Source organism: Serratia sp. SM04 (genome assembly GCF_040280225.1).
GTDB classification, from domain to species: Bacteria; Pseudomonadota; Gammaproteobacteria; order Enterobacterales; family Enterobacteriaceae; genus Serratia; species Serratia sarumanii.
Map to the genome: position 1 here is coordinate 14,345 of NZ_JBEOQT010000004.1, position 21,934 is coordinate 36,278.

21 protein-coding genes are annotated in these 21,934 nt (G+C 62.6%); 7 read left to right on the top strand and 14 right to left on the bottom strand.

The genetic code is table 11. The annotated features are described in order from the left end of the window. Positions 1 to 18: 18 nt before the first annotated feature. The 12 genes from yjiA to ABTW55_RS07655 all read right to left on the bottom strand — a co-directional run bounded on the left by yjiA (position 19) and on the right by ABTW55_RS07655 (position 13,541). A complete protein-coding gene (yjiA, locus tag ABTW55_RS07600) occupies positions 19 to 981 on the bottom strand; it encodes a GTPase (protein WP_060422617.1) in 963 nt (320 codons plus the stop codon). 21 nt (positions 982 to 1,002) lie between these two features. Continuing rightward, positions 1,003 to 1,206, bottom strand: coding sequence for a YbdD/YjiX family protein (locus ABTW55_RS07605; RefSeq protein ID WP_004953088.1), 204 nt, complete (start codon positions 1,204 to 1,206; stop codon positions 1,003 to 1,005). 218 nt (positions 1,207 to 1,424) lie between these two features. Next, positions 1,425 to 3,605 (bottom strand): carbon starvation CstA family protein, encoded by a 2,181-nt coding sequence (locus tag ABTW55_RS07610; RefSeq protein ID WP_033648584.1) that lies wholly within the window; start codon positions 3,603 to 3,605, stop codon positions 1,425 to 1,427. A 261-nt stretch (positions 3,606 to 3,866) separates the two neighbouring features. Then, the gene (locus ABTW55_RS07615; protein ID WP_039567600.1) at positions 3,867 to 4,751 is read right to left on the bottom strand and encodes a LysR family transcriptional regulator; all 885 of its coding nucleotides are present in this window, start codon (positions 4,749 to 4,751) and stop codon (positions 3,867 to 3,869) included. Between the two features lie 27 nt (positions 4,752 to 4,778). Then, positions 4,779 to 5,471, bottom strand: coding sequence for an MgtC/SapB family protein (locus tag ABTW55_RS07620; protein WP_019453282.1), 693 nt, complete (start codon positions 5,469 to 5,471; stop codon positions 4,779 to 4,781). 112 nt (positions 5,472 to 5,583) lie between these two features. Then, entirely contained in the window at positions 5,584 to 6,363 is a 780-nt protein-coding gene (locus ABTW55_RS07625; protein ID WP_041037732.1) for an ABC transporter ATP-binding protein, read from the bottom strand. A gap of 585 nt (positions 6,364 to 6,948) precedes the next feature. Beyond that, complete coding sequence (locus ABTW55_RS07630; protein ID WP_060422614.1) at positions 6,949 to 8,031, bottom strand: porin; 1,083 nt, start codon at positions 8,029 to 8,031, stop codon at positions 6,949 to 6,951. A gap of 32 nt (positions 8,032 to 8,063) precedes the next feature. Further along, the gene (locus tag ABTW55_RS07635) at positions 8,064 to 8,855 is read right to left on the bottom strand and encodes an ABC transporter ATP-binding protein (protein ID WP_060419543.1); all 792 of its coding nucleotides are present in this window, start codon (positions 8,853 to 8,855) and stop codon (positions 8,064 to 8,066) included. Between the two features lie 15 nt (positions 8,856 to 8,870). Further along, positions 8,871 to 10,349 (bottom strand): ABC transporter permease subunit, encoded by a 1,479-nt coding sequence (locus tag ABTW55_RS07640; RefSeq protein ID WP_110620874.1) that lies wholly within the window; start codon positions 10,347 to 10,349, stop codon positions 8,871 to 8,873. Positions 10,350 to 11,027: 678 nt separating this feature from the next. Further along, a complete protein-coding gene (locus ABTW55_RS07645) occupies positions 11,028 to 11,717 on the bottom strand; it encodes a trehalose-6-phosphate synthase (RefSeq protein WP_060422608.1) in 690 nt (229 codons plus the stop codon). 13 nt (positions 11,718 to 11,730) lie between these two features. Beyond that, positions 11,731 to 12,135, bottom strand: coding sequence for a GNAT family N-acetyltransferase (locus ABTW55_RS07650; RefSeq protein WP_230199957.1), 405 nt, complete (start codon positions 12,133 to 12,135; stop codon positions 11,731 to 11,733). Between the two features lie 35 nt (positions 12,136 to 12,170). Continuing rightward, positions 12,171 to 13,541 carry a glutamine synthetase family protein gene (locus ABTW55_RS07655; protein WP_060422605.1) on the bottom strand — a complete coding sequence of 457 codons (1,371 nt, stop codon included), beginning with the start codon at positions 13,539 to 13,541 and terminating at the stop codon, positions 12,171 to 12,173. Positions 13,542 to 13,786: 245 nt separating this feature from the next. Between ABTW55_RS07655 and ABTW55_RS07660 the strand changes: the two genes are divergently transcribed. Next, the gene (locus tag ABTW55_RS07660) at positions 13,787 to 14,086 is read left to right on the top strand and encodes a hypothetical protein (RefSeq protein ID WP_060422603.1); all 300 of its coding nucleotides are present in this window, start codon (positions 13,787 to 13,789) and stop codon (positions 14,084 to 14,086) included. Positions 14,087 to 14,101: 15 nt separating this feature from the next. Here ABTW55_RS07660 and ABTW55_RS07665 read toward each other — a convergent pair whose 3' ends face one another. Continuing rightward, the gene (locus ABTW55_RS07665; RefSeq protein ID WP_146224373.1) at positions 14,102 to 14,545 is read right to left on the bottom strand and encodes a putative T6SS immunity periplasmic lipoprotein; all 444 of its coding nucleotides are present in this window, start codon (positions 14,543 to 14,545) and stop codon (positions 14,102 to 14,104) included. Positions 14,546 to 14,882: 337 nt separating this feature from the next. After that, the gene (locus ABTW55_RS07670; RefSeq protein WP_033636930.1) at positions 14,883 to 15,800 is read right to left on the bottom strand and encodes a LysR family transcriptional regulator; all 918 of its coding nucleotides are present in this window, start codon (positions 15,798 to 15,800) and stop codon (positions 14,883 to 14,885) included. A 168-nt stretch (positions 15,801 to 15,968) separates the two neighbouring features. On the opposite strand from ABTW55_RS07670, the gene ABTW55_RS07675 reads away from it, so the two are divergent. The 6 genes from ABTW55_RS07675 to ABTW55_RS07700 all read left to right on the top strand — a co-directional run bounded on the left by ABTW55_RS07675 (position 15,969) and on the right by ABTW55_RS07700 (position 21,815). Next, positions 15,969 to 16,667, top strand: coding sequence for a CoA transferase subunit A (locus ABTW55_RS07675; protein ID WP_004933280.1), 699 nt, complete (start codon positions 15,969 to 15,971; stop codon positions 16,665 to 16,667). A gap of 11 nt (positions 16,668 to 16,678) precedes the next feature. Then, complete coding sequence (locus ABTW55_RS07680) at positions 16,679 to 17,332, top strand: CoA transferase subunit B (RefSeq protein WP_041037752.1); 654 nt, start codon at positions 16,679 to 16,681, stop codon at positions 17,330 to 17,332. Between the two features lie 13 nt (positions 17,333 to 17,345). Continuing rightward, positions 17,346 to 18,530: an acetyl-CoA C-acetyltransferase gene (locus tag ABTW55_RS07685; protein WP_060422600.1), complete on the top strand. Its 1,185-nt coding sequence runs from the start codon at positions 17,346 to 17,348 to the stop codon at positions 18,528 to 18,530. An 18-nt stretch (positions 18,531 to 18,548) separates the two neighbouring features. Continuing rightward, a complete protein-coding gene (locus ABTW55_RS07690) occupies positions 18,549 to 19,472 on the top strand; it encodes a 3-hydroxyacyl-CoA dehydrogenase family protein (protein ID WP_060422597.1) in 924 nt (307 codons plus the stop codon). A 168-nt stretch (positions 19,473 to 19,640) separates the two neighbouring features. Beyond that, entirely contained in the window at positions 19,641 to 21,032 is a 1,392-nt protein-coding gene (locus ABTW55_RS07695; protein ID WP_033652826.1) for a GntP family permease, read from the top strand. Between the two features lie 12 nt (positions 21,033 to 21,044). Beyond that, positions 21,045 to 21,815 carry a 3-hydroxybutyrate dehydrogenase gene (locus ABTW55_RS07700; RefSeq protein WP_060422594.1) on the top strand — a complete coding sequence of 257 codons (771 nt, stop codon included), beginning with the start codon at positions 21,045 to 21,047 and terminating at the stop codon, positions 21,813 to 21,815. The last annotated feature ends 119 nt before the right edge of the window (positions 21,816 to 21,934 follow it).

Below are 21,934 nucleotides of genomic sequence, written 5' to 3' on the forward strand. Positions count from 1 at the left end.
TCTGGGGAATGGTTTATCTTACCCCAACGCCCCAATCCTTCCCCGAATCTCTTCCTCCGGCAGATCCACGCCGATAAACACCAGCGTACTCTTGCGCTCTTCCTCAGGCAGCCACTCCCGATCCCAGTCGGCGTTATACAGCCGCTGCACGCCCTGGAACAGCAGGCGGCGCGGCTCGTCTTCGATAGACAGAATGCCTTTGTAGCGCAGCAGGTTGTCGGCGTATTCCAGCAGCAGGCCTTCCATCACGTCGGAGATTTGCATCAGCGGCAGCGGCCGTTCCAGCGTCACCACAATTGAGCGGATGTCGCTCTGCGGCTGCGGGATGCGGCGGAACAGCGGGGCGGGCGGCGTCAGGTTGAGCTTGTCGTTCAGCGTAAAGCCTTCGATGTCGAACAGCACGCTCAGATCGATATCGCCGTGCGTCACCTTGTAGACCGGCGCGCGGGCGTTCATCCGCTGCAGCCGCTGGATCAGCGCTTCGCAGTCCGGCGCTACGTCGGTTTTGGTCAGCAGGATGCGGTCGGCGTAGCCCACCTGCGCCTGGGCGATGCTGAACTGGCTCAGCTGCTGCTCGGCGTGCGCCGCGTCCACCAGGGTGATGATGCCGTCCAGCAGGAAGCGCTCGCACAGGATCTCGTGCGAGAAAAAGGTCTGGGTAATCGGGCCGGGATCGGCCATGCCGGTGCATTCGATGATCAGCCGGTCGAACGCCAGCTGGCCGCTGTCGGCGCCGTCCAGCAGATCCAGCAGCGCGTCCGCCAGTTCGTTGGACTTGCTGCAGCAGATGCAGCCGTTGCTCAACGTGGTGATACGGCTGGCGCGATCGCCGATCAGCGCATCGTCGATCGGCACTTCGCCGAACTCGTTCTCGATGACCGCGATTTTATAGCCGTGTTCGGCGTTCAGGATGTGGCGCAGCAGGGTGGTTTTGCCGGCGCCCAAAAAGCCGGTCAGGATGGTGACTGCAATGGGTTTCATACGGATCCTTGTGACTGCAGGTTAACAGCAGCGCATGCCGCCTTTGCCGTCGCCGCCGTAGCGCGCTTGCTGGCGCTCGCGGAAAAATTCTTTATAGGTCATCACCGGCTTGTCCGGGTGGTTGTCTTTCATGTGCTGGACGTAGGTATCGTAGTCAGGCACGCCCACCAACATGCGCGCCGCCTGCCCGAGGTACTTCCCCGCCTGGCCGAGATTTCCGAACATAAGCCTTCTCCAACTTTACCCTGCATCACTACAGCGCTTGCTTAAGCCTGATATTAGGGGAAGCCGGGGGATGGGGTTCCCGCAGGGATGCCCCACCTCCGGGTCGCCCCGGGTATCTCGATTGCATCGCGCCGCACGCCTGGCATCTTGCGATACGCAGGCCGTGCGGCTTTGGGTACTACTTAACGTTTATTATGCAGGGTATCCGTTAAATCACATCAATGCTGGGTCGAAACTTTGACCTCCCCCTCAGTTACGCCGTCGGCGGGCGCGGCCTGCGGCACCGGCACGTAAGGCGTTTCCTGGTCGGTGCGTTTCGGGTTCTTGTGCGCCGCCATTGCGGTTTTCACCCCGTAGAAGATGATGCTGTACACCACCAGCAGGAACAGAATGCTCAGCCCGGCGTTGGTGTAGTTGTTCACCACGATGTGGTTCATGTTGGCGATCTGCTGGGCGCTCAGCTCGGCGCCGCCTTCGGCGATCTTGCGTTTGTACTCGCCGGCCAGGAAGAAGAAGCCTTCCAACTGCGGGTTGTCGCTGAACAGCTTCAGCCCCAGCGCGTAGGTGGTGCAGATCAGCAGCCACACCGCCGGCAGCACGGTCACCCAGATGTATTGGGTGCGCTTCATCTTAATCAGCACCACGGTGCCCAGCACCAGCGCCACGGCGGCCAGCATCTGGTTGGAGATGCCGAACAGCGGCCACAGGCTCTTCACGCCGCCGAGCGGATCCACCACGCCCTGATACAGCAGGTAGCCCCACAGCCCGACGCAGCCGGCGGTGCCGACGATGCCGGCCACCAGCGAGTCGGTTTTCTTCAGGAACGGCACGAAGTTGCCCAGCAGATCCTGCAGCATAAAGCGCCCGGAGCGGGTGCCGGCGTCCAGCGCGGTCAGGATGAACAGCGCCTCGAACAGAATGCCGAAGTGGTACCAGAAGCCCATGTTGGCGCCCGGAATGATCTGATGGAACACGTGGGCGATGCCCACCGCCAGCGTTGGCGCGCCGCCGGCGCGGTTCAGCACCGAAGGTTCGCCGATGTCGGTGGCGGTCTGCAGGATCTGTTCCGGGCTGATGACGAAGCCCCAGGAACTGACCGCCGCCGCCGCATGCACGGTGACGTCCTTCAGCGAAGCCATGATCATCGGCGCGTCTTCGGTGCCTAAGCGGTGCAGATCCGGCATGGTGATGCCCAGCGCCGCCGGCGGGGTGTTCATGGCGAAGTACAGGCCCGGCTCGATGATAGAAGCCGCCACCAGCGCCATGATGGCGACGAAGGACTCCATCAGCATCGCGCCGTAGCCGATAAAGCGCGCGTCGGTCTCATTGGCCAACAGCTTCGGCGTGGTGCCGGAGGCGATCAGCGCATGGAAGCCGGAGACCGCGCCGCAGGCGATGGTGATGAACAGGAACGGGAACAGGGTACCTTTCCACACCGGGCCGGTGCCGTCGACGAACTGGGTAACCGCCGGCATTTTCAGCTCAGGGTTGAGGATCACGATGCCGATCGCCAGCCCGACGATCACGCCGATTTTCAGGAAGGTCGCCAGGTAGTCGCGCGGCGCCAGGATCAGCCACACCGGCAGCAGGGCGGAGACAAAGGCGTAGCCGATCAGCGTGAAGGTGATGGTGGTGTCTTTAAAGGTCAGCGCCGGGCCCCAGTACGGGTCGTGCGCCACCACGCCGCCGAACCAGATGGCGGCCACCAGCAGCACGATGCCGATGATTGACACTTCACCCACGCGGCCGGGGCGCAGGTAGCGCATGTAGATACCCATAAACAGCGCGATCGGCACGGTGGAGCAGACGGTGAACACGCCCCACGGGCTTTCCGCCAGCGCTTTCACCACGATCAGCGCCAGCACCGCCAGGATGATGATCATGATCAGGAAGCAGCCGAACAGCGCGATGGTGCCCGGTATCGGCCCCATCTCTTTTTTGATGATCTCACCGAGCGAGGCGCCGTTGCGGCGCGAGGAGATGAATAGCACCATAAAGTCCTGCACCGCCCCCGCCAGCACCACGCCGCCCAGCAGCCACAGCGTGCCGGGCAGGTAGCCGACCTGCGCGGCCAGCACCGGCCCCACCAGCGGCCCGGCGCCGGCGATGGCGGCGAAGTGGTGGCCGAACAGCACGTTCTTGTTGGTCGGCACGTAGTTCAGGCCGTCGTTGTTGACCACCGCCGGGGTGGCGCGGCCGGCGTCCAGCTTCATCACTTTGGTGGCGATGTACAGGCTGTAGTAGCGGTAGGCCACCAGATACACCGCCACCGAAGCGACGACGATCCACAGCGCGCTGATGTGTTCGCCGCGGCGCAGCGCCACCACGCCGAGGCAGGCTGCGCCGAGTATCCCCAGCAGCATCCACGGAATGTGCTTTAAAATCCCCTCTCGTTTCATGAGGTATCCTTAATTCCAGTCTGCAAAATATGAATGAACTCATCCGCTTGTAAGAGATGTCAGAGTGGCGCGGTGAGCCGTAGCGTCTTTCCCGAGGTAAGGCGGGTTTAGGAACAGCTCATCATCGCCGGGGGTAAGGGGGGAAGACAGGCGTATTTCGGTCAGCGGTCAGATTCGCCGGGTGAACGGTTGGATTGGCGGGGTAAGCGGTTGGCGGCCTGGAGAAGAGATTCGGCCGCCGGCGGGCGACGGCCTGTCTCCTCAGGCCGTCTGCATGGCCTGCAGCAGGTGGATAAACGCGGCGCTGAGCGGCGGCGTCGCCGGCTCATGGCGGGTAAAGACGTAAAAGCGCGCGCTGATGTCTATCTCCTGCGTCGGGATTTTCTGCAGGTGCAGCTGCGGGGCGTAGTGCGCGACCACCCGATCGCTCAGCAGCGCGATATAGCCCTGCTGCCTGACCAGGCACCAGGTCGCCAGAAAGGAGTCGGTCTCGACGATCTGGCCGTGTGGCGTGTAGCGTTCGGCGATCTCGCGGATGGCGGCATGCCCCACCGAGCAGGAGCGCGGCACCACCCATTTGGCCTCGGCCGGCGGCTGCCCGGCTGCGGTTAGATCGCCTCCCTGATAGAGCGAGAAGCGCTCGCTTTTCAGCGCCTGCATGGCCAGATCGGCGCCGCCCGCCGCGCCGTTCAGGCTGCTGACCGCCAAATCCAGCTCGCAGTTTCGCAGCCGGGCCAGCAGGCCTTCCGGGCCGTCCTCCACCACCGTCACCCGGGTATGCGGGTAGCGGCGGTTGAAGCCTTCGAGCACCTGAGGCAGGTAGCATAGCAGCGGATCGACGCTCATCCCCACCCGCAGGCGCTTCTCGCCGTCAGCGCTCAGGCCGCGCAGCTCGTCAAACGCGTTGAGCAACTGATTGGTGGCGGCGTCTATTCGCCGGTAAAACAGCTCGCCGACCGCCGTCAGGCGCACGCCGCGGTTGCTGCGCTCCAGCAGCCGCGCACCGATGGTCATTTCCAGCTCTTTCAGCACCCGGCTGAGCGTCGGCTGCGAGATGGCCAGCTTTTTCGCGGCCTCGTGCAAGCTTCCACAGTGGACAATGTCTTTGAACATCGTCAGATGAGCCAGCTTTGGCATGGTTTTCATGGTTGATCTCCCTGGAAGTGAAAGGCATCAGCCGGAGCCGGCGATGCGGCTGTAATAGGCCTGCTTCATCATGCTGTCGTTCAGCAATTTATTGATGGTTTGGTCGAGCACCGGCGTGGTGACGGAGGCCGGCATCAAGGTGGCGGTGATCTCCACGTCGTCGTCGCCGAAGGGTTCGATATCCAGATGCGAGATAAAGCAGTTTTCCCCTTGCAGCACCTGTTTGAATTTGGCCAGCGCCTCACGCTGCTCATGCTCGAAGGCAATGACGCAAATCTGGTAGGTAGACTCGCCGTTAACGTCATTGAAGGGCTGTTTGTTGACCATATTGACCAGCGGGCGCAACAGGGTGTTGGCGGCGAGAACGAACAGCGTGGCGGCCAGCGCATCACCGTACAGGCCGCAGCCGGCGCAGGCGCCGACCGCCGCGGAGCCCCAGAGCGTGGCGGCGGTGTTCAGGCCGCGGATGTTCATCCCTTCCTTCATGATGGCCCCGGCGCCGAGAAAGCCGACGCCGGAGACCACGTAGGAGATGACGCGCACCGCGCCGCCGCTGCCGTCGATGGTCATGGCCAGATGGACGAAGATCGCCGCGCTGGTGGCCACCAGCGTGTTGGTGCGCAGCCCGGCGGTGCGCTGGCGGAACTGTCTTTCGTAGCCGATGGCGGCGCCCAGGACGGACGCGGTCAGCAGCGTCAGCAGTGTATGAATGAAATGCATGATAATAACTCGATGTATTATCCGCTTATCATGAGCCACCCGTGGCGGGGTAACTCTTGATAAACAGGTAGTTAAGTTGGCGGGGTTCCGTCCCGCCAGGCCAGGGCGGCGCTCAGTGCGCGGCGGCGATCTGCCGGCTGAGCGTCTCGCTGATTTTGTCCGTCAGCGGCTGCATCCCCTCGCGGGTGCGCGCCTCGCGGCGCTGCGTGATGTGATAGCAGCCGTCGAGGGTGCCGGCGCCCAGCAGGAGGACGCGGTCAGACATCATCACCGCCTCCTCTACGCTGTGGGTGACCAGCACGATGGAGCGGGTTTTGATTTGGCGCGTGCTCCAGATACGCAGCAGATCGCTGCGCAGGTGTTCGCCGGTATAGACGTCCAGCGCGGAAAAGGGCTCGTCCAGCAACAGCAGCATCGGTTCTACCGCCAGTGCGCGCGCGAAGCCGACCCGCTGGCGCATGCCGCCGGAAAGCTCGCGCGGGTAGGCGTCGCGGTAGGGCGAGAGCCCGACCAGATCGAGCATTTTCAGCGTCTGGGCTTCGACCACCTGCGGCGGCAGATCCTGCGCCTGCAGCCCGAAGGCGATATTTTGGTAGACGTTCAGCCACGGGAAAATGGCGAAGGTCTGGAACACCATGTTGATCTGCGGATTCGGCCCCGAGACTTTTTTATCCCCCAGCATCACGGTGCCCAGATCCGGCGCGATCAGGCCGGAAAGAATGCGCAGCAGGGTGGATTTACCCGAGCCGGACTGCCCCAAAATGCTGACGACCTCGTTGTCGTAAAGGCGCAAATTGATTTCATTCAGCACCAGACGTTTTTCTTTACCGGTAGGCTGAACGCTTTTGCTGACGTTATTGACCGTCAGCAGCGTGGTTTTTTTTACCAACATGATCTGTCTCCACCCAATTAAAAATATGAGCATGGAAAAAGGGCCGATATTTATCGCCGGGCAGGCGTAAAGTAAATGCGGGTGCAAATAAGCCTGACCGTTATCGGACTGTTAATACGCTTATGCTGGAGGGGTTAGCCCATCGGGCGTGCCGGTGCGGCATGCGCGGAGGCCAGAGGCTGAAGGGTAAAGCGAAGGGATGCTATAACTGACTCATATCCTGACACTTTCAGGATGCAATGGGATGACTATTGCTCCTGTGACCTCAGCGATTCCAACAATAAAATAAACAACCAACTGTCGCCGTCCATATCATTCTCCCGTTATTTTTCGTGTGGCCATAATACGCGTGCCATAGCCTGTTATTCAATGTGGTTACGCCGAATTATGGCGGCAAAATGTAATTTAATATGAATGCGGGAAAGATTTTCTTTATTCATTAAACGGGGCGTAAACGGAAGGCGCGAGAATGAATATAGGCATCATTTTATGGAAATATAAACCTGAATTAAACGAGAGAATAAGAGGCCAGCGGAAAGTCACATAATGAACCGGCCGGAGAGCATCCTCCGGCCGGGATGAGGATCAGAACTGATACATGATGCCGGTTTCGACGATGTCGTCGGCGCCGGCGCCGACGGCGTTCTGCCGTTGCAGCAGGTTGAGTTTGTACTCTACGTAGGTCGACATGTTGGCGTTGAAGCTGTAATTCAGCGCCAGATCCAGGTATTTGACCAGATCGGCGTCGCCGATGCCGGGCAGGTTGCGGCCGCGCGTTTGCAGGTAGGCCACCGAGGGCGTGACGCCGGAATCGAAGTGATACTGCGCGACCGCCTCAATAGCGTCTGCGCGCGGGGCGAAGCCGGCGTAGCGATCGCCGTCGACGTAGGTCATGTTCTCGGTGCGCGCGTAGCTTGCCGCCAGGTAGAGGTTGTCCTGGTCGTATTTCAGCCCCAGGGTCCAGGCCCGGGCGCGATCGCCGTCAGCCAGGCCGAAGCGCTGTTGCGCCACGGTGCGCGCAGAGTTGGCGTAAGCGGCGCCAACGTTGAGCCCCACGCCGGTGTCGTAGGTGGCGGAAAAGGCGTAGCCATCGCCGTTTTGCGTCTGGATATCCTTCGCCCGTTGAGCGTCGTCTCCCCGATTCTTCCCCTGATATTGCAGGCCGAGATCCAGGCCGTCGACCAGACCACCCAGGCTGCGGCTGTGGTAGGTCAGCAGGCCGTTGGCGCGGCCGGTCATAAAGTTGTCGGCCGCTTCGTAGCTGTCGTTGCCGAATTCAGGCAGCACGTCCGTCCAGCCGGCCACGTCATACAGCAGGCCGTAGTTGCGGCCGTAATCCAGGCTGCCCCAGTGGCCGAACGTCAATCCGGCAAAGCCCAGGCGGGTATAGCTGTCGCCCGGCCCGGCGCTTTCCGGCTGATCGAGCCCTGCCTGATATTCCCATTGGCCATACCCCGTCAGCGCGTCGCCGATCTGCGTCTCGCCTTTGAAGCCGAAGCGGGTATAGGAGCGGTCGCCGTTATTGTCGGCGTCGCTGCTGAAGTAATGCACGCCGTTCAGTTGGCCGTACAGATCCAGTTTATTGCCGTCTTTATTGACGATTTCTGCGCCGCTGGCGGCGGCCGGCAGCAGGATGACCAGCGTCATCAGCACGCTTTTATGGTTCATTTCAGTTCCCCAAGTGAATGAAAACAGGGCCGTTAACCGGCCGATTGCGCTTGCGCGATTTTTTTGTACAGGCAGCTGCGGATCCGATCGGTGAGGTGCCGCAGGCTGTCCCGGTTGCGCGCCGCACGCGGGATATTGACGCTGAACTCGTCGTCGATCCGTTTGCTGGTCGCGTCCAGGATCAACACCCGATCGGACATCAGCACCGCTTCTTCGACGTCGTGTGTCACCATCACCATGGCGCGCGTGCGCAGCCGGTTGTCTCCCCACAGCGCCAGCAGGTCGCCCCGCAGTTTTTGCGCGGTAAAGATATCGAGGGCGGAGAAGGGTTCGTCCAGCAGCAAGAGGTCGGGCTCTACCGCCAACGCCCGGGCGAAGCCCACCCGTTGACGCATGCCGCCCGAGAGCTCGCGCGGCCAGGCGTGCTCATAGCCGGTCAGGCCCACCAGACGCAGCAGCGCTCCCAGCCGCTCGGCGATCGTCTGCGGCGGCAGCCGTTGCGCCAGCAGGCCGAAGGCGATGTTGTCGTACACCGTCAGCCAGGGATAGAGCGCGTAGGACTGAAACACCATGCCGACGTTGGCGCTCGGGCCGTCGACCGGTTTGCCCGCCAGCGTGAGCGTGCCGCTGTCCGGTGGGATCAGCCCGGCCAGCATGCGCAGCAGCGTGGACTTGCCCGAGCCGGATTGCCCCAGAATGGTGACGAACTCGCCGGCGTGCACGGTCAGCGTCACGTCGCGCAGCACGGGTTTGGGGCGCTTGTTTTCGCCGATAAACGTCTTGTTCAGCCGGCGGGCGCTGATAATCACGTCTTGAGTCAGCATGTTGTTCCCCCTTGATCAGTCATATTTGAATTTGGTTTCCGCGATGCGATACAGCGGTTGCCAGACGAAGATGATGCACAGCGCCACCAGCGCGCACATGGCGGCGCAGCCCAGCGCGGACTCCGGGTTCTTGCCGGCGTCGGTGACCACGGAAATGAACGCGCCCAGCCCGGTGGCGCTGAGGGTGGTGCTGCCCCACTGGATCACCTCGGCGGCGATGGCGCTGTTCCAGGCGCCACCGGCTGCGGAGATGATGCCCGTCACGATGTAGGGGAAAATCGCCGGCAGCATGTAGTAGCGCCACCAGCGGAAGCGGCGCAGCCCGAAGGTTTCACTGACCTCGGTGATCTGCGTTGGAATGGCGGATACGCCGGCGATCACGTTAAACAACACGTACCACTGGGTGCCCAGCATGATCATCGGGATGGCCCACCAGCCGAGATCCTGATGATAAATGGCGATGAAGGCGGCGATCAGCGGGTAGAAAATGTTGGGCGGAATGGCCGCCAGGATCTGGATGATCGGCTGGAAGATCTTCACCAGCCGCGGATTCATGCCGATCCACACCCCCAGCGGCGTGAAGATCGCCACGCTGAGCAGCATGGCGAAGTACTGTTTGGGGAAGTATTCCCACAGCCGGTAACCGAACCAGACGCAGGCCAGTACCACGCCGAGATACCACAGGCTGCGCCACAGCCAGTTTCCCTTGGCGGCGAGCCTGAACAGGCGGTGCAGGCCGAGGGCGTACCACAGCCGCGGCAGCTTGAACAGCCACAGGTCAGCCAGCGCGCGCAGCGTGTGGCCCAGTGCCGCACCGACGTGCGAAAAGGCCAGACTGTTGTAGAACCACGGATTGCCGAGCGGCCGGCTGGCGGTGACGTCTTCGTATTTGAAGCGCGCGGTGTAGCGCACCAGCGGGCGGAAAACCAGCTGATCGAGCAGCACGATGTTGGCGGCCAGCGCGACGATCGCATACAGGATCGCCGGCACGTTCTGCTGCGCCAGCGCTTCGGCGATATAGGAGCCGACGCCGGGCAGTTCGACCGAGCGATCGCCGACCGGAATGGCCTCGGAGGCCACCAGGGCGAACCAGGCGGCGGATTGCGACACCATAGCGTTCCACAGCAGGCCCGGCACCGAATAGATGAACTCCAGCCGCCAGAAGCGTTGCCACGGGTTGTAATTGAAGCTGCGGGCGGCTTCATCCAGCTCCTTGGGCACGATGCGCAGCGTCTGATACAGCGTCAGCATCATGTTCCAGGCCTGGCCGGTAAACACCGCGAAGATGGCGGTGCACTCCAGCCCCATCACGCTGTGCGGGTAGAGGTTGAGAAAATACACGGTCGTGAAGGTCAGGAACCCTACCAGCGGCACCGACTCCATAAAGTTGACGAAGGGCAGGATCACCCGGCGCAGTGGCGTATAGCGCGCGGCCAGCACGGCGAATACCACAGAAAACAGCAGCGACCAGGCCATGCCGAGGAGAAAGCGCATGCTGGTTCTGAGCGAATAATAAAGCAGGTTCCAGGCATCAAGACTAATGGCAGAGACGTTTTGTTCATTGAAGTCACCGTGCATGTCACCCCAGGCACGAATAAAAAAGGCAATGAAAAAAACACCGATGGCGATAACGATAAAGTCATTTAAATAAGACTTTCTGAAAACAGATGTACCCCGGTTATTTTGCATAACGCAATACCTTATTTTTCCCATAAGAAATCCGTCGGCGCTCGGGGAATATGCCCGGCGACACCAGATAAATACCGCTGTAGCGGTGAGACAGACGTTGTTTTCGCAGCGGGGCGATGGGTGGGCCGGCAGAGTGGGAAAGGCCGTCAGAAGGGGAACGGTTGCCGCATTCCGTGTCTTTCAGAATGCAACGCGGATGGCATTACTGAAAGACGCCCAATAGCATTAGCGTAAAACTAAAACTTTCATCGCCCATGGGGCCCTCCTCGGTTTAAATATGGCAGGGAGAGGGTAATGTTTTTCGCCAATAAAAAGCAATTGGCGCCGCGCGGTTTTTACGGTTGATGTGTAACAGGATAAATATTCATTTTTTAATTGCTATATCCGGAAAATAAAATAACGCATTGTGGTGGCGATAAAGACGGGAAAAATAAATCGCGGCGAAATAAAACGGCGCGCCTGAAGGGTGCGCGCCGCCGTAAATCAATAAACCTGTCTGCCGTTGATGCCAGCGGGGAAAATGCCGGTGGCGAAAATATGCCCGTTGGCCTGGATCTGGTCGCCGGGCAGCATCTCCAGCGGGAACTCGGCCGCCAGGCAGCTGAGAAAGGCATTGCGATCGTCGGTGGTGGTAAAGCCAATCAGATCGTAGAACAGCAGCGACGCGATCAGCTGGCGATGTTCCGGGATGCGCCGCAGCAGCGCCGCCGACGGGAACGGCAGGTGGAAGAAAAACGCGCAGGCGTTAAGCAGCCCTTGCTCCTTCAGCGCTTGGGCGCAGGGCAGCAGCTGGTAGTCGTCGATGCAGACGGTATCGCCGGGGCACAGGTGCTCGCAGGCGATATCGGCAAACCGGCGGTTCAGCTGCCGATAGGCGCGGTAGTTTTCCGGCGTGAAGTGTGCCTTCTCCGGCTGGTTGTGGAACACCGGCCACAGGCCGTCGTGGTAATAGCCCTGATAGTGGCGGCGAAACTCCTCGATCGACAGCGGAAAGGTCACCTGATCGTAACCGGCGCGCTGCCGGCAGCTGATCGGGCGCTGCGCGAAATTCTGCACGTCGCCGTTCCAGCCGAGCCACAGCCCCGGTTCGGCATCGGCCGCCAGCGTCTGGCCGGCGCAGGCCAGATCCTTACCGTCGCACTGCTTGTTGGAAATCAGCACCAAACGAGACATGGGGGTCTCCTCATCAGTGAAGGGCGCGCAGGGCGTGTGCCGAACCATCGGCGCGCCAGGGTGCTTGCAGGGCGGGCAGCGTGACGCGCAGGCCGCGCAAGGCCGGATGCGCCAGGCAGCAGCGCGTCAGCCAGCTTCCCAACCCGACGCCGCGGTATTCGGCGCTGACGAACAGTTCGCTCACCGAGGCGAAGGTGGCGTAATCGGTCACCATGCGGGCGAAGCCGAGCAGGTGGCGCTTGCGGTACAGGCCAAAGCACAGGCCGTGGTACACCAGGCGCTCGGCCGCCGCCCGATCCGGCAGGCTGAGAAAACGTTGGATCGCCTCGATATCCAACAATTGCCGATCGGTGCTGATATGAAAAACGCCTTTACGCCAGCAGAGCAGCGGCTGCACGGGCGCTCGTTGCGGTTGCATATTCATGATTATCCTTAGGTTAATGAACCGGGGGGTTACAGCATCCAGCCGAGTTCGGCGGCGGTGACCTGTTCCTCGAAGCGGCGCAGTTCGGCGCTTTTGCAGGTGTGCCACAGGGTGCAGAACGCCGGGCCGAGCAGCTCACGCAGCGGATCGCTGTGGCGGAACAGCGCCAGCGCCTCCTGTTGGCCGAGCGGCAAGGGCGCGGCGTTGTCGCTCTCGCAGCCGTTGGCGGCGGGCGGCAGCGGCAGCGGCTGTTCCAGCCCGTGCAGCAGGCCGCCGAGCATCACCGCCAGCGCCAGATAAGGGTTGGCGTCGGCGCCGGCCAGGCGGTATTCGATGCGCTGGTTGGCGCTGTCGGCGCAGGGCAGGCGCAGCGCCACCGTGCGGTTGTTGTGGCCCCAGGAGGCGCGCAGCGGCACGTGCATGCCGGGGCGGAAGCGGCGAAACGCGTTGATGTTGGGCGCCAGGATCGCCATCGACGCCGGCATCAGCGCCAGCATGCCCGCCATCGCCTGCTGCATGTTGTCGCTCAGTTCGCCCGGCGCGCCGGTCAGCAGGTTCTCGCCATGCTCGTTCTGCAGGCTGATGTGGAAATGCAGCCCGCTGCCGGCGGCGTGGGCGCAGGGCTTGGCCATAAAGCAGGCGTGCTGGTGATGTTGCTCGGCAATCTGCCGCGTCAGGCGCTTTAGCGCCATGATCTGGTCGCAGGCTTCCAGCACGCGCCGGCTGTGATGCAGGTTCAGCTCGTACTGGCCGGAGGCGGCTTCGGCCACCACGCCGGTCAACGGCAGGTTTTGCAGGCGGGCGTGCCGTTCGATGTCGCTCAGCAGCGCATGGTGGCGCTCGGGCGCATCCACCGCAAAGCTCTGCGTTGGGCAGGTTTCCGCCGCGGCGGGGTGCTGCGGATCCTGCAGGTAGAACTCCAGCTCGGCCGCCACCACCGGGAAGCAGTTGCGCTCGTGCAGGCGCTTCAGCACCCGTTGCAACACCACGCGCGGCTCCAGCTCGCAGGCGCCGCCGTCGGCGTTTTGCATCGTCAGCAGCAGCTGGGCGTGGCGTTCAGGATCGCGCGCGCAGGGGCGCAGCGTGCCGGGCACCGGCAGGCACAGACGGTCCGGCTCGCCCGCCCGCTGCCCCAGCCCGCTTTCTTCAATCACCCGGCCGTGCAGATCCAGGGCGTAGATCGACAGCGGGAAGTAGCAGCCTTTCTCCAGCCCAAAGGCTTCGGCGATCGGCAGCCGCTTGCCGCGCAGCTGGCCGTTCAGATCGTGCAGATAAATATCCAGCTGCTCGGTCTGCGGATAGCGCTGCAGGTAGTGTTCCAGCTCTTTGTGGAAGGCGCGCGTTGGCGAAGCGGGCAGCTCCGCCAGCAGCGGATTGAAGCCGATGATATTAGCATGCATGGCGTGCTCCAGAACGACGACCGGTCACGGCCAGAGGCAGGGATAAACGCATGGGACAACTCTCTTGTGAGGCCATAGCGGCGATGTGAAAAGGGTATCTGCGGCGGCAAAAACTGTCTGTAAAAACGCCGTAACGTTAACGGGGCGCGGAATAAAAATGCCGTAAAGAGCGTGGCGGCGTTGGCGGGTTGGCCGCGCCGGCACGGTCTATACTGGCGAGACGGGCCGTTGAAGGAGAGATAACGATGAAGAGAATAGGGCTGCTTATCGTCGCGCTGGCCGCGTTCAACGCCACCGCGTCTTCCCCACACGCGTGGGCCGAGAGCGAACGGGCGATGCGCGCCGCCTGCCTGAAAGCCAGCGGGCTAAAAAACGCCAGGGTGGAAGGGGCGATCGTTCACTACGGTGATGACGTCGGCTATTCGGCGCTGTTTATCGGCGGGCGCTACCCGCAGCCGTTTATGAAAAATAAGCCGGGCAGGGAGCTGTGCTTATATCAGCGCGCCACGCAGAAGGCGGCGGTGCAGGCGGTGGAGGGGGAATAAATAATCCCAGTCTCCTTACTGTAGCTGTATTTCTCCTTTGGGATTAATTCTTAAGTTGAATTCTTTCATGTATTTACGCCTTTCCGTATCGTTATTCATCGAGACGCCGAGCAAGACGGAGTATTCCCCCTCAGCCCAGTTTACCTGCGGATAAGTGACGCATTGCCCTGGTTTCAGGTCAGGCAACGGAGTGACTTCTGGTGAGGTCCAGACGATATGCCATTGCTGTTGTTCCTGTCGTGAGACGAGCATTCCCCGGTTTTGCAGGCTGTCGCCGCTGCGAACACTGTTGATAGGCACGGCAAAGCAAGGTTGGTTGTCTTTTAGCGAGACATCCAACGGATGGTACCAGGGGTGAGTGGATTGACAGCCATTCAGTAGCAGTGCGCATAGCAAAGAGAGATAAAATCGGTGTTCACCGGCCGTAAGTTTTCTGGCGTTTCTGTGAGTTGTGGCCATGGTTTTAATCCGTTAAAACATGAAAAAACACCATAGCGAAAGTTCAGACATGATTAACCCACTTTGTCGCAATCTTTTGCGTTCGCTCACAAGACGGAAAGGTAAAGGAGTTTTGGATTCAATTCATTGATTGATATAGAGAATGATTTTGTTATTTTTATATTCATTCATTAATAAAAAGCCGGGTTGCGTGCTTTATTACCTCGCCAAATCCGCACGTTTTCTTCTCTGTCCGATGCTGATGTCGCTGTTCCCGTATCTCGTTGCATCCCATGTTCAAGTCGCAAGACGATAACCACCTTCTTTTTCGAGCTGCCGAACTGCAAGCACGTCGGGTTTACGGTCTAAGCGCGGGCTGCGCGCCACTCTCCGCCATTTCCCGTTCGATCACGGTCGCCAGCGCCTGCGCGGCGGAAGAGAGTTGGTGCTGCGCCAGGCGGATCAGGCCCACGCGCCGTTCGATGATCGGGCCGATCAGCGGCACGCAGACCGCCCCCAGCTCATCCATCTGTTGCTCGCACAGCGCCGGCACCGCGCTGGCGCCGAGGCCGTTGGCCACCATGCGCCCGACCGTCACCAGCTGGTGGCTTTCAAACGCCACCTCCAGCGTTCGCCCGCTGCGGGCCAGTTCCTGCTCCAGCAGCAGCCGCACCGCCGATGGCCGCTGCAGGGTGATGAAATCCAGCGTCAGCAGCTCCTTCCAGCTTACCTGCGCCTTGCGCGCCAGCGCCGAATCCTTTGGCACCACCGCCAGAAAGCGATCTCGGCACAGCGGGGTGAAGTGCAGGGTGTCGCTCGGCTCCGGCTCGAAGGCGATGCCCATCTCCACCCGCCCTTCGCGGATCATTTCAAACACCTGCTCGTTGATGACGTCGTGCACCGCCACGTTGATGCCGGCGTAACGATCGCGAAACGCCTTGAGGATCGGCGGCAGCGGGTTGCCGGCGAACGACGGCATGGCGGCGATCGCCACCTTGCCCATCTGCAGGGTGAAGCGCTGGCGCATCGCCTCTTCCGCGTTGTCCCAGTCCGCCAGCAGCTGGCGCGCCATCGGAAAGAAGGTTTCCCCCTCCGGCGTCAGCGTCACCCGGCGGGTGGTGCGCAGCAGCAGCGGCCCGCCCAGCGCGTCTTCCAGCCCACGGATCGCCAGGCTGAGCGCCGGCTGAGAAATATTCAGCCGCTCGCTGGCCTGGGCGAAGTTCAGAGTGTGAGCTACCGCTAAAAACGCGCGTAACTGTTTGATGCTCATTTTCATTTTGGTTTGCGTTAACTCTTTGTTAATTGTCGGTTAACGTGTGATTAATAAAAATTCTAAATGAATGCGGCATAAAAACAAAATTAACAAATCATTTTTGTGACCTGAAGATGCCCTCACGCAAGCCAGGGCATTTCGCCCTGCGCCGCAACATGCAGGGGCAACGATATGGCAGGGCTCGACAAACGCGTCGGCAGCTACCAGGAAGCGCTGGCAGGCCTGACGGACAACATGACGGTGCTGGCGGGCGGCTTTGGCCTGTGCGGCATCCCGGAAAATCTGATCGAAGAGATCCGCCGGCGCGGTGTGCGCGGGTTGACGGTGGTCTCCAACAACTGCGGCGTCGACGGGTTCGGCCTCGGGCGGCTGCTGGAAACCCATCAGATCCGCAAGGTGGTGGGATCTTACGTCGGCGAAAACGCGCTGTTCGAGCAGCAGGCGCTCAGCGGCGAGCTGGAGGTGGATCTCACGCCGCAGGGCACGCTGGCGGAGAAGATCCGCGCCGGCGGCGCCGGTATCCCGGCGTTCTTCACCGCCACCGGTTACGGCACGCCGATCGCCGAAGGCAAAGAGGTGCGCGAGTTCAACGGCCGCCCTTACATCATGGAAACCGCCATCACCGGCGATTTCGCCATCGTTAAAGGCTGGAAGGCCGATCACTTCGGTAACGTCATCTACCGCCACACCGCACAGAACTTCAATCCGCTGATGGCGACCGCCGGGCGCATCACGGTGGTGGAAGTGGAAGAGATCGTGGCGCCGGGCGAGCTGGATCCGGCGGCGATCCACACCCCCGGCATCTACGTCGATCGGCTGATCCAGGGCACCTTCGAGAAGCGTATCGAACAACGCACCCTGCGGGCATAAGGAGAATTCGCATGCTTACCCGTGAACAAATGGCGCAGCGCGTGGCGCAAGAGCTGAGGGATGGTTACTACGTCAACCTGGGCATCGGCATCCCGACGCTGGTGGCCAACTACGTGCCGGCGGGCATGGACGTGATGCTGCAGTCGGAAAACGGCCTGCTGGGGATGGGCGAGTTCCCGACCGAGCAGCAGCTGGACGCCGACATGATCAACGCCGGCAAGCAGACGGTCACCGCGCGCCTCGGCGCGTCGATCTTCGATTCGGCGCAGTCGTTCGCCATGATCCGCGGCGGCCACGTCGATCTGACCGTGCTGGGGGCGTTTGAAGTGGACGTCGAGGGCAACATCGCCTCGTGGATGATCCCCGGCAAGATGGTCAAGGGTATGGGCGGCGCGATGGATCTGGTGGCGGGGGCGGAGAACATCATCGTGGTGATGACCCACGCCTCGAAGAGCGGCGAGTCCAAGCTGCTGCCGCGCTGCACGCTGCCGCTGACCGGCGCCCGCTGCATCCGCAAGGTATTGACCGATCTGGCCTACCTGGAAATTGAAGACGGCGCCTTCGTGCTGCGCGAACGCGCGCCCGGCGTCAGCGTGGCGGAGATTGTCGCCAAAACCGCCGGCCGGCTGATCGTGCCGGATCAAGTGCCTGAAATGCGTTTCTGAGACGGAGGTGAATGTGCAACAACGTGAAGTGGTGATCGTGGCGGCAACGCGCACGCCGGTCGGCAGTTTTCACGGCGCGCTGGCGCCGTTGACGGCGGTGGAACTGGGCACGGCGGCGGTGCAAGGGCTGCTGGCGCAAAGCGGGGTGGCGCCGCAGCAAATTGATGAAGTGATCCTCGGCCAGGTGCTGACCGCCGGCTGCGGGCAGAATCCGGCGCGCCAGACCGCGCTGAATGCCGGGCTGCCCGTTACGACGCCGGCGCTGACTATCAACAAGGTGTGCGGCTCTGGTTTGAAGGCGGTGCATCTGGCGGTGCAGGCGATCCGCAGCGGCGACGCCGACGCGGTGATCGCCGGCGGCCAGGAGAGCATGAGCCAGTCGCCTTACCTGATGGCCGGCGCGCGCGCCGGTCTGCGCCTCGGCCACGCGCAGATGGTGGACAGCGTGATCCACGATGGCCTGTGGGACGCGTTCAACGACTACCACATGGGCATCACCGCCGAGAACCTGGCGGAGAAATACGCCATCAGCCGCGCCGAGCAGGACAGCTTTGCGCTGCGCTCGCAGCAGAAGGCGCAGGCGGCGCAGCAGGCCGGGCGTTTCGCGCAGGAGATCACGCCGGTGACGGTGCCGAAGCCGAAGGGCGAAGCGCTGCTTGTTAAGCACGACGAGCAGCCGCGCGACACCAGCCTGGAGGCGCTGGCGCGGCTGCGTCCGGCGTTTCGCAAGGAGGGCACGGTGACCGCCGGCAACGCCTCTTCGCTCAACGACGGCGCCGCCGTGGTGTTGCTGATGAGCGCGGAAAAAGCCGCTGAATTGCGTTTGCCGGTGCTGGCGCGCATCGCCGGTTACGCCCCGTCGGGCGTGGATCCGGCGATCATGGGCATCGGCCCGGCGCCGGCCGCGCGCCGCTGCCTGGAGAAAGCCGGCTGGCGGCTGGAGGAGGTCGATCTGATCGAAGCCAACGAAGCCTTCGCCGCGCAGGCGCTGGCGGTGGGCAAAGAACTGGGCTGGGAGGCGGAGCGGGTCAACGTCAACGGCGGGGCGATCGCGCTGGGGCATCCGATCGGCGCGTCCGGCTGCCGCATTTTGGTGTCGCTGCTGTACGAAATGCAGCGCCGCGGGGTGAACAAGGGGCTGGCGATGCTGTGCATCGGCGGCGGGCAGGGCGTGGCGCTGGCGGTAGAGCGCCCGTAAACAACCGAGGAGGGCACGATGCAGTCATCTGACTATGCGGTACTGGGCGCCGGATTGATGGGGGTGGGCATCGCCACCCACTTTATTCGCCACGGCCATGAGGTGCTGCTGTATGACCCGGATCCGCAGCGCCTGGCGGAGGCGCCGGCGGTGGCGAGCGGCATTCTGGCCGAGCTGAGCGACGTCGGGCAGTTTGATAACGATGAGCGCGACGCGGCGCTGGCGCGGCTGCGCGTGACCGGCGATCTGAACGACGTGGCGCGCGCCCGGCTGCTTATCGAGGCGATCCCGGAACGGCTCGAGCTGAAGCACGCGCTGTATGAGCAGTTGGAAGGGCTGATCGCCGACGACGCGGTGATTGCCAGCAACACCAGCGGCCTGCCGCCGGACGAGCTGGCGGCGCGCATGACCCATCCGCAGCGCCTGCTGATCGCTCACTTCTGGCACCCGCCGCACCTGATCCCGCTGGTGGAGATCGTACCCGGCCGCGCCACCGATCCGCGCCATCTGGCGGCGGTGCAGGCGCTGCTCGGCGGGATGGCGCTGGAGGCGGTGCTGCTGGAGCGCGCCGCGCCGGGGTTTGTCGGCAACCGGCTGCAGTTTGCGGTGCTGCGCGAGGCGCTGCACATCGTCCACAGCGGCATCGCCAGCGCCGAGGTGGTGGATCAGGTGATGCGCGCTTCGCTGGGGCGGCGCTACGCCATGGTCGGCCCGCTGGAGGCCGCCGACATGACCGGGCTGCCGACGGTGGCGGACATCGCCCACCACCTGTTCCCGGAACTGGCGACCGGCGACGAGATGATGGCGCTGGTGGAACAGCGGCTGCAGCGCGGCGATACCGGCCAGCGCAGCGGCCGGGGATTTTATCTTTGGGATGACGCACGCAGGGAACGCATTCAACGGCGACGGGCGCATCAGCTGCGCTTTGCGCTGAAACCGTAATTTCGCACTCCGTACCTGACAATAACAACAACCACCCCAATGGATTTCGGGTTGCAGCCAGGCGGCAAGCGCGTGAATTCCCAGGAGATTACTTAAGTAAGTGACTGGGGAGAACGCACGCAGGCAACAACGCTGCGGCACGAAAGACGCAGGGGAAAGAGGTGACCGATGAGCGTTTTGATTGCCCTGGCAGCACTGGGATTACTGATGCTGGCCGCCTACCGCGGCTACAGCGTGATTTTGTTCGCCCCGATCGCCGCGCTGGGCGCGGTGCTGTTGACCGATCCCGGCGCGGTGGCGCCGACCTTCACCGGGCTGTTTATGGAGAAGATGGTCGGCTTCGTGAAGCTCTACTTCCCGGTGTTCCTGCTGGGGGCAGTGTTCGGCAAGCTGATCGAGCTGTCCGGCTTCTCCCGTTCGATCGTCGCGGCGGCGATCCGCATTCTCGGCCGGCGTCACGCCATTCCGGTGATCGTGCTGGTGTGCGCGCTGCTGACCTACGGCGGGGTGTCGCTGTTCGTGGTGGCGTTCGCGGTCTATCCGTTCGCCGCCGAGCTGTTCCGCCAGAGCGGTATCCCCAAGCGGCTGATCCCGGCCACCGTGGCGCTCGGTGCTTTCTCCTTCACCATGGACGCCCTGCCGGGCACGCCGCAGATCCAAAACATCATCCCGACCAGCTTCTTCGGCACCAATGCCTGGGCCGCGCCCTGGTTGGGGCTGATCGGCTCGCTGTTCATCATCGCGGTCGGTCTGCTGTATCTTGAACGCCAGCGGCGCAAGGCGCAGCTGAAGGGAGAAGGGTACGGCACCGATCTGCTGAACGAGCCGGAAACCCCGGACGACATCAACCTGCCGAACCCGCTGATCGCCATCCTGCCGCTGATTTTGGTCGGGGTATTCAACCTTGGCTTCACCCATTGGATCCCGCAGTGGTACGGCGCCAGCCACGAGCTGACGCTGCCGGGGCTGGCCAAACCGATCACCACCGACGTGGCGAAAATCACCGCCATCTGGGCGGTGGAAGCGGCGCTGGTGTCGGGTATTCTGCTGGTGGTGGTGTTCGGCTTTCGCAATATTCGCGGCCGGCTGGCGGAAGGCAGCAAGACGGCGGTCGGCGGCGCGATCCTGGCGGCGATGAACACCGCCTCCGAATACGGCTTCGGCGCGGTGATCGCCGCGCTGCCGGGCTTTTTGGTGCTGTCGCAGGCGCTGTCGGCGATCCCCAATCCGCTGCTGAACGAAGCGATCAGCGTCACCCTGCTGGCCGGCATCACCGGGTCGGCCTCCGGCGGCATGAGCATCGCGCTGGCGGCGATGGCCGATAATTTCGTGGCCGCCGCCCACGCCGCGCATATCCCGCTGGAAGTGCTGCACCGGGTGGCCTCGATGGCCAGCGGCGGCATGGACACCTTGCCGCACAACGGCGCGGTGATCACCCTGCTGGCGATCACCGGCCTCAGCCACCGGCAGGCCTATGGTGGCATCTTCGCCATCACCCTGATCAAGAGCGCCGCGGTGCTGTTCGTGATCGGCGTGTTCTACCTGACCGGCATTGTTTAAAGGAGCGATACCATGAGTGTACAAGGCAAAACCGCGCTGGTGACCGGCTCGACCAGCGGCATCGGCCTCGGGATAGCATCCGTGTTGGCCGCCGCCGGCGCGCGCGTGATCCTCAACGGCTTCGGCGACGTGGCGCAGGCGCAAGCGCAGGTCGCGCAGCTGGGCGCCGCGCCGGGCTATCACGGCGCCGATCTCGGCGATGCGGCCCAGATAGCGGACATGATGGAGTATGCCGAACGCGAGTTCGGCGGCGTGGACATTCTGGTGAACAACGCCGGCATTCAGCACGTGGCGCCGCTGGATCAGTTCCCGGTGGAGAAATGGAACGCCATCCTCGCCATCAACCTGTCGGCGGTGTTCCACACCTGCCGATTGGCGCTGCCGGGGATGCGCGAGCGCAACTGGGGGCGCATCATCAACGTGGCGTCGGTGCACGGGCTGGTGGCGTCGAGAGACAAGTCGGCCTATGTGGCGGCCAAGCACGGCGTGGTGGGGCTGACCAAGACGCTGGCGCTGGAGACCGCGCGCACGCCCGTCACCTGCAACGCCATTTGCCCCGGCTGGGTGCTGACGCCGCTGGTGCAGCAGCAGATCGACAAGCGCATTGCCGCCGGGACCGACCCGCAGCGGGCGCGCGATGAGCTGTTGGCGGAGAAGCAGCCGTCGCAAGAGTTCGTCACGCCAGAGCAGCTCGGCGAGCTGGCGCTGTTCCTGTGCAGCGATGCGGCGGCGCAGGTGCGCGGCGCCGCCTGGAACATGGACGGCGGCTGGCTGGCGCAGTAGTGAATTCTCTTTCCCGGAGCGCGCAACGCGCTCCGTCGTTATTTCCCACCATGAGTTAATTCCCCTGCGTGACGGTTTACCTGCGGCAATAATATTTATTTGTTATTTGCTATCTTTAT

Coding starts and splice junctions, on each gene's coding strand:
- ABTW55_RS07635 (WP_060419543.1), bottom strand. CDS start 8,855: ATGCTGACTCAAGACGTGATTATCAGCGCCCGCCGGCTGAACAAGACG.
- ABTW55_RS07695 (WP_033652826.1), top strand. CDS start 19,641: ATGAGCGTTTTGATTGCCCTGGCAGCACTGGGATTACTGATGCTGGCC.
- ABTW55_RS07650 (WP_230199957.1), bottom strand. CDS start 12,135: ATGCAACCGCAACGAGCGCCCGTGCAGCCGCTGCTCTGCTGGCGTAAA.
- ABTW55_RS07690 (WP_060422597.1), top strand. CDS start 18,549: ATGCAGTCATCTGACTATGCGGTACTGGGCGCCGGATTGATGGGGGTG.
- ABTW55_RS07610 (WP_033648584.1), bottom strand. CDS start 3,605: ATGAAACGAGAGGGGATTTTAAAGCACATTCCGTGGATGCTGCTGGGG.
- ABTW55_RS07630 (WP_060422614.1), bottom strand. CDS start 8,031: ATGAACCATAAAAGCGTGCTGATGACGCTGGTCATCCTGCTGCCGGCC.
- ABTW55_RS07655 (WP_060422605.1), bottom strand. CDS start 13,541: ATGCATGCTAATATCATCGGCTTCAATCCGCTGCTGGCGGAGCTGCCC.
- ABTW55_RS07700 (WP_060422594.1), top strand. CDS start 21,045: ATGAGTGTACAAGGCAAAACCGCGCTGGTGACCGGCTCGACCAGCGGC.
- ABTW55_RS07670 (WP_033636930.1), bottom strand. CDS start 15,800: ATGAAAATGAGCATCAAACAGTTACGCGCGTTTTTAGCGGTAGCTCAC.
- ABTW55_RS07605 (WP_004953088.1), bottom strand. CDS start 1,206: ATGTTCGGAAATCTCGGCCAGGCGGGGAAGTACCTCGGGCAGGCGGCG.
- ABTW55_RS07640 (WP_110620874.1), bottom strand. CDS start 10,349: ATGCGCTTTCTCCTCGGCATGGCCTGGTCGCTGCTGTTTTCTGTGGTA.
- ABTW55_RS07615 (WP_039567600.1), bottom strand. CDS start 4,751: ATGAAAACCATGCCAAAGCTGGCTCATCTGACGATGTTCAAAGACATT.
- ABTW55_RS07680 (WP_041037752.1), top strand. CDS start 16,679: ATGCTTACCCGTGAACAAATGGCGCAGCGCGTGGCGCAAGAGCTGAGG.
- ABTW55_RS07660 (WP_060422603.1), top strand. CDS start 13,787: ATGAAGAGAATAGGGCTGCTTATCGTCGCGCTGGCCGCGTTCAACGCC.
- ABTW55_RS07625 (WP_041037732.1), bottom strand. CDS start 6,363: ATGTTGGTAAAAAAAACCACGCTGCTGACGGTCAATAACGTCAGCAAA.
- ABTW55_RS07665 (WP_146224373.1), bottom strand. CDS start 14,545: ATGGCCACAACTCACAGAAACGCCAGAAAACTTACGGCCGGTGAACAC.
- ABTW55_RS07620 (WP_019453282.1), bottom strand. CDS start 5,471: ATGCATTTCATTCATACACTGCTGACGCTGCTGACCGCGTCCGTCCTG.
- yjiA (WP_060422617.1), bottom strand. CDS start 981: ATGAAACCCATTGCAGTCACCATCCTGACCGGCTTTTTGGGCGCCGGC.
- ABTW55_RS07675 (WP_004933280.1), top strand. CDS start 15,969: ATGGCAGGGCTCGACAAACGCGTCGGCAGCTACCAGGAAGCGCTGGCA.
- ABTW55_RS07645 (WP_060422608.1), bottom strand. CDS start 11,717: ATGTCTCGTTTGGTGCTGATTTCCAACAAGCAGTGCGACGGTAAGGAT.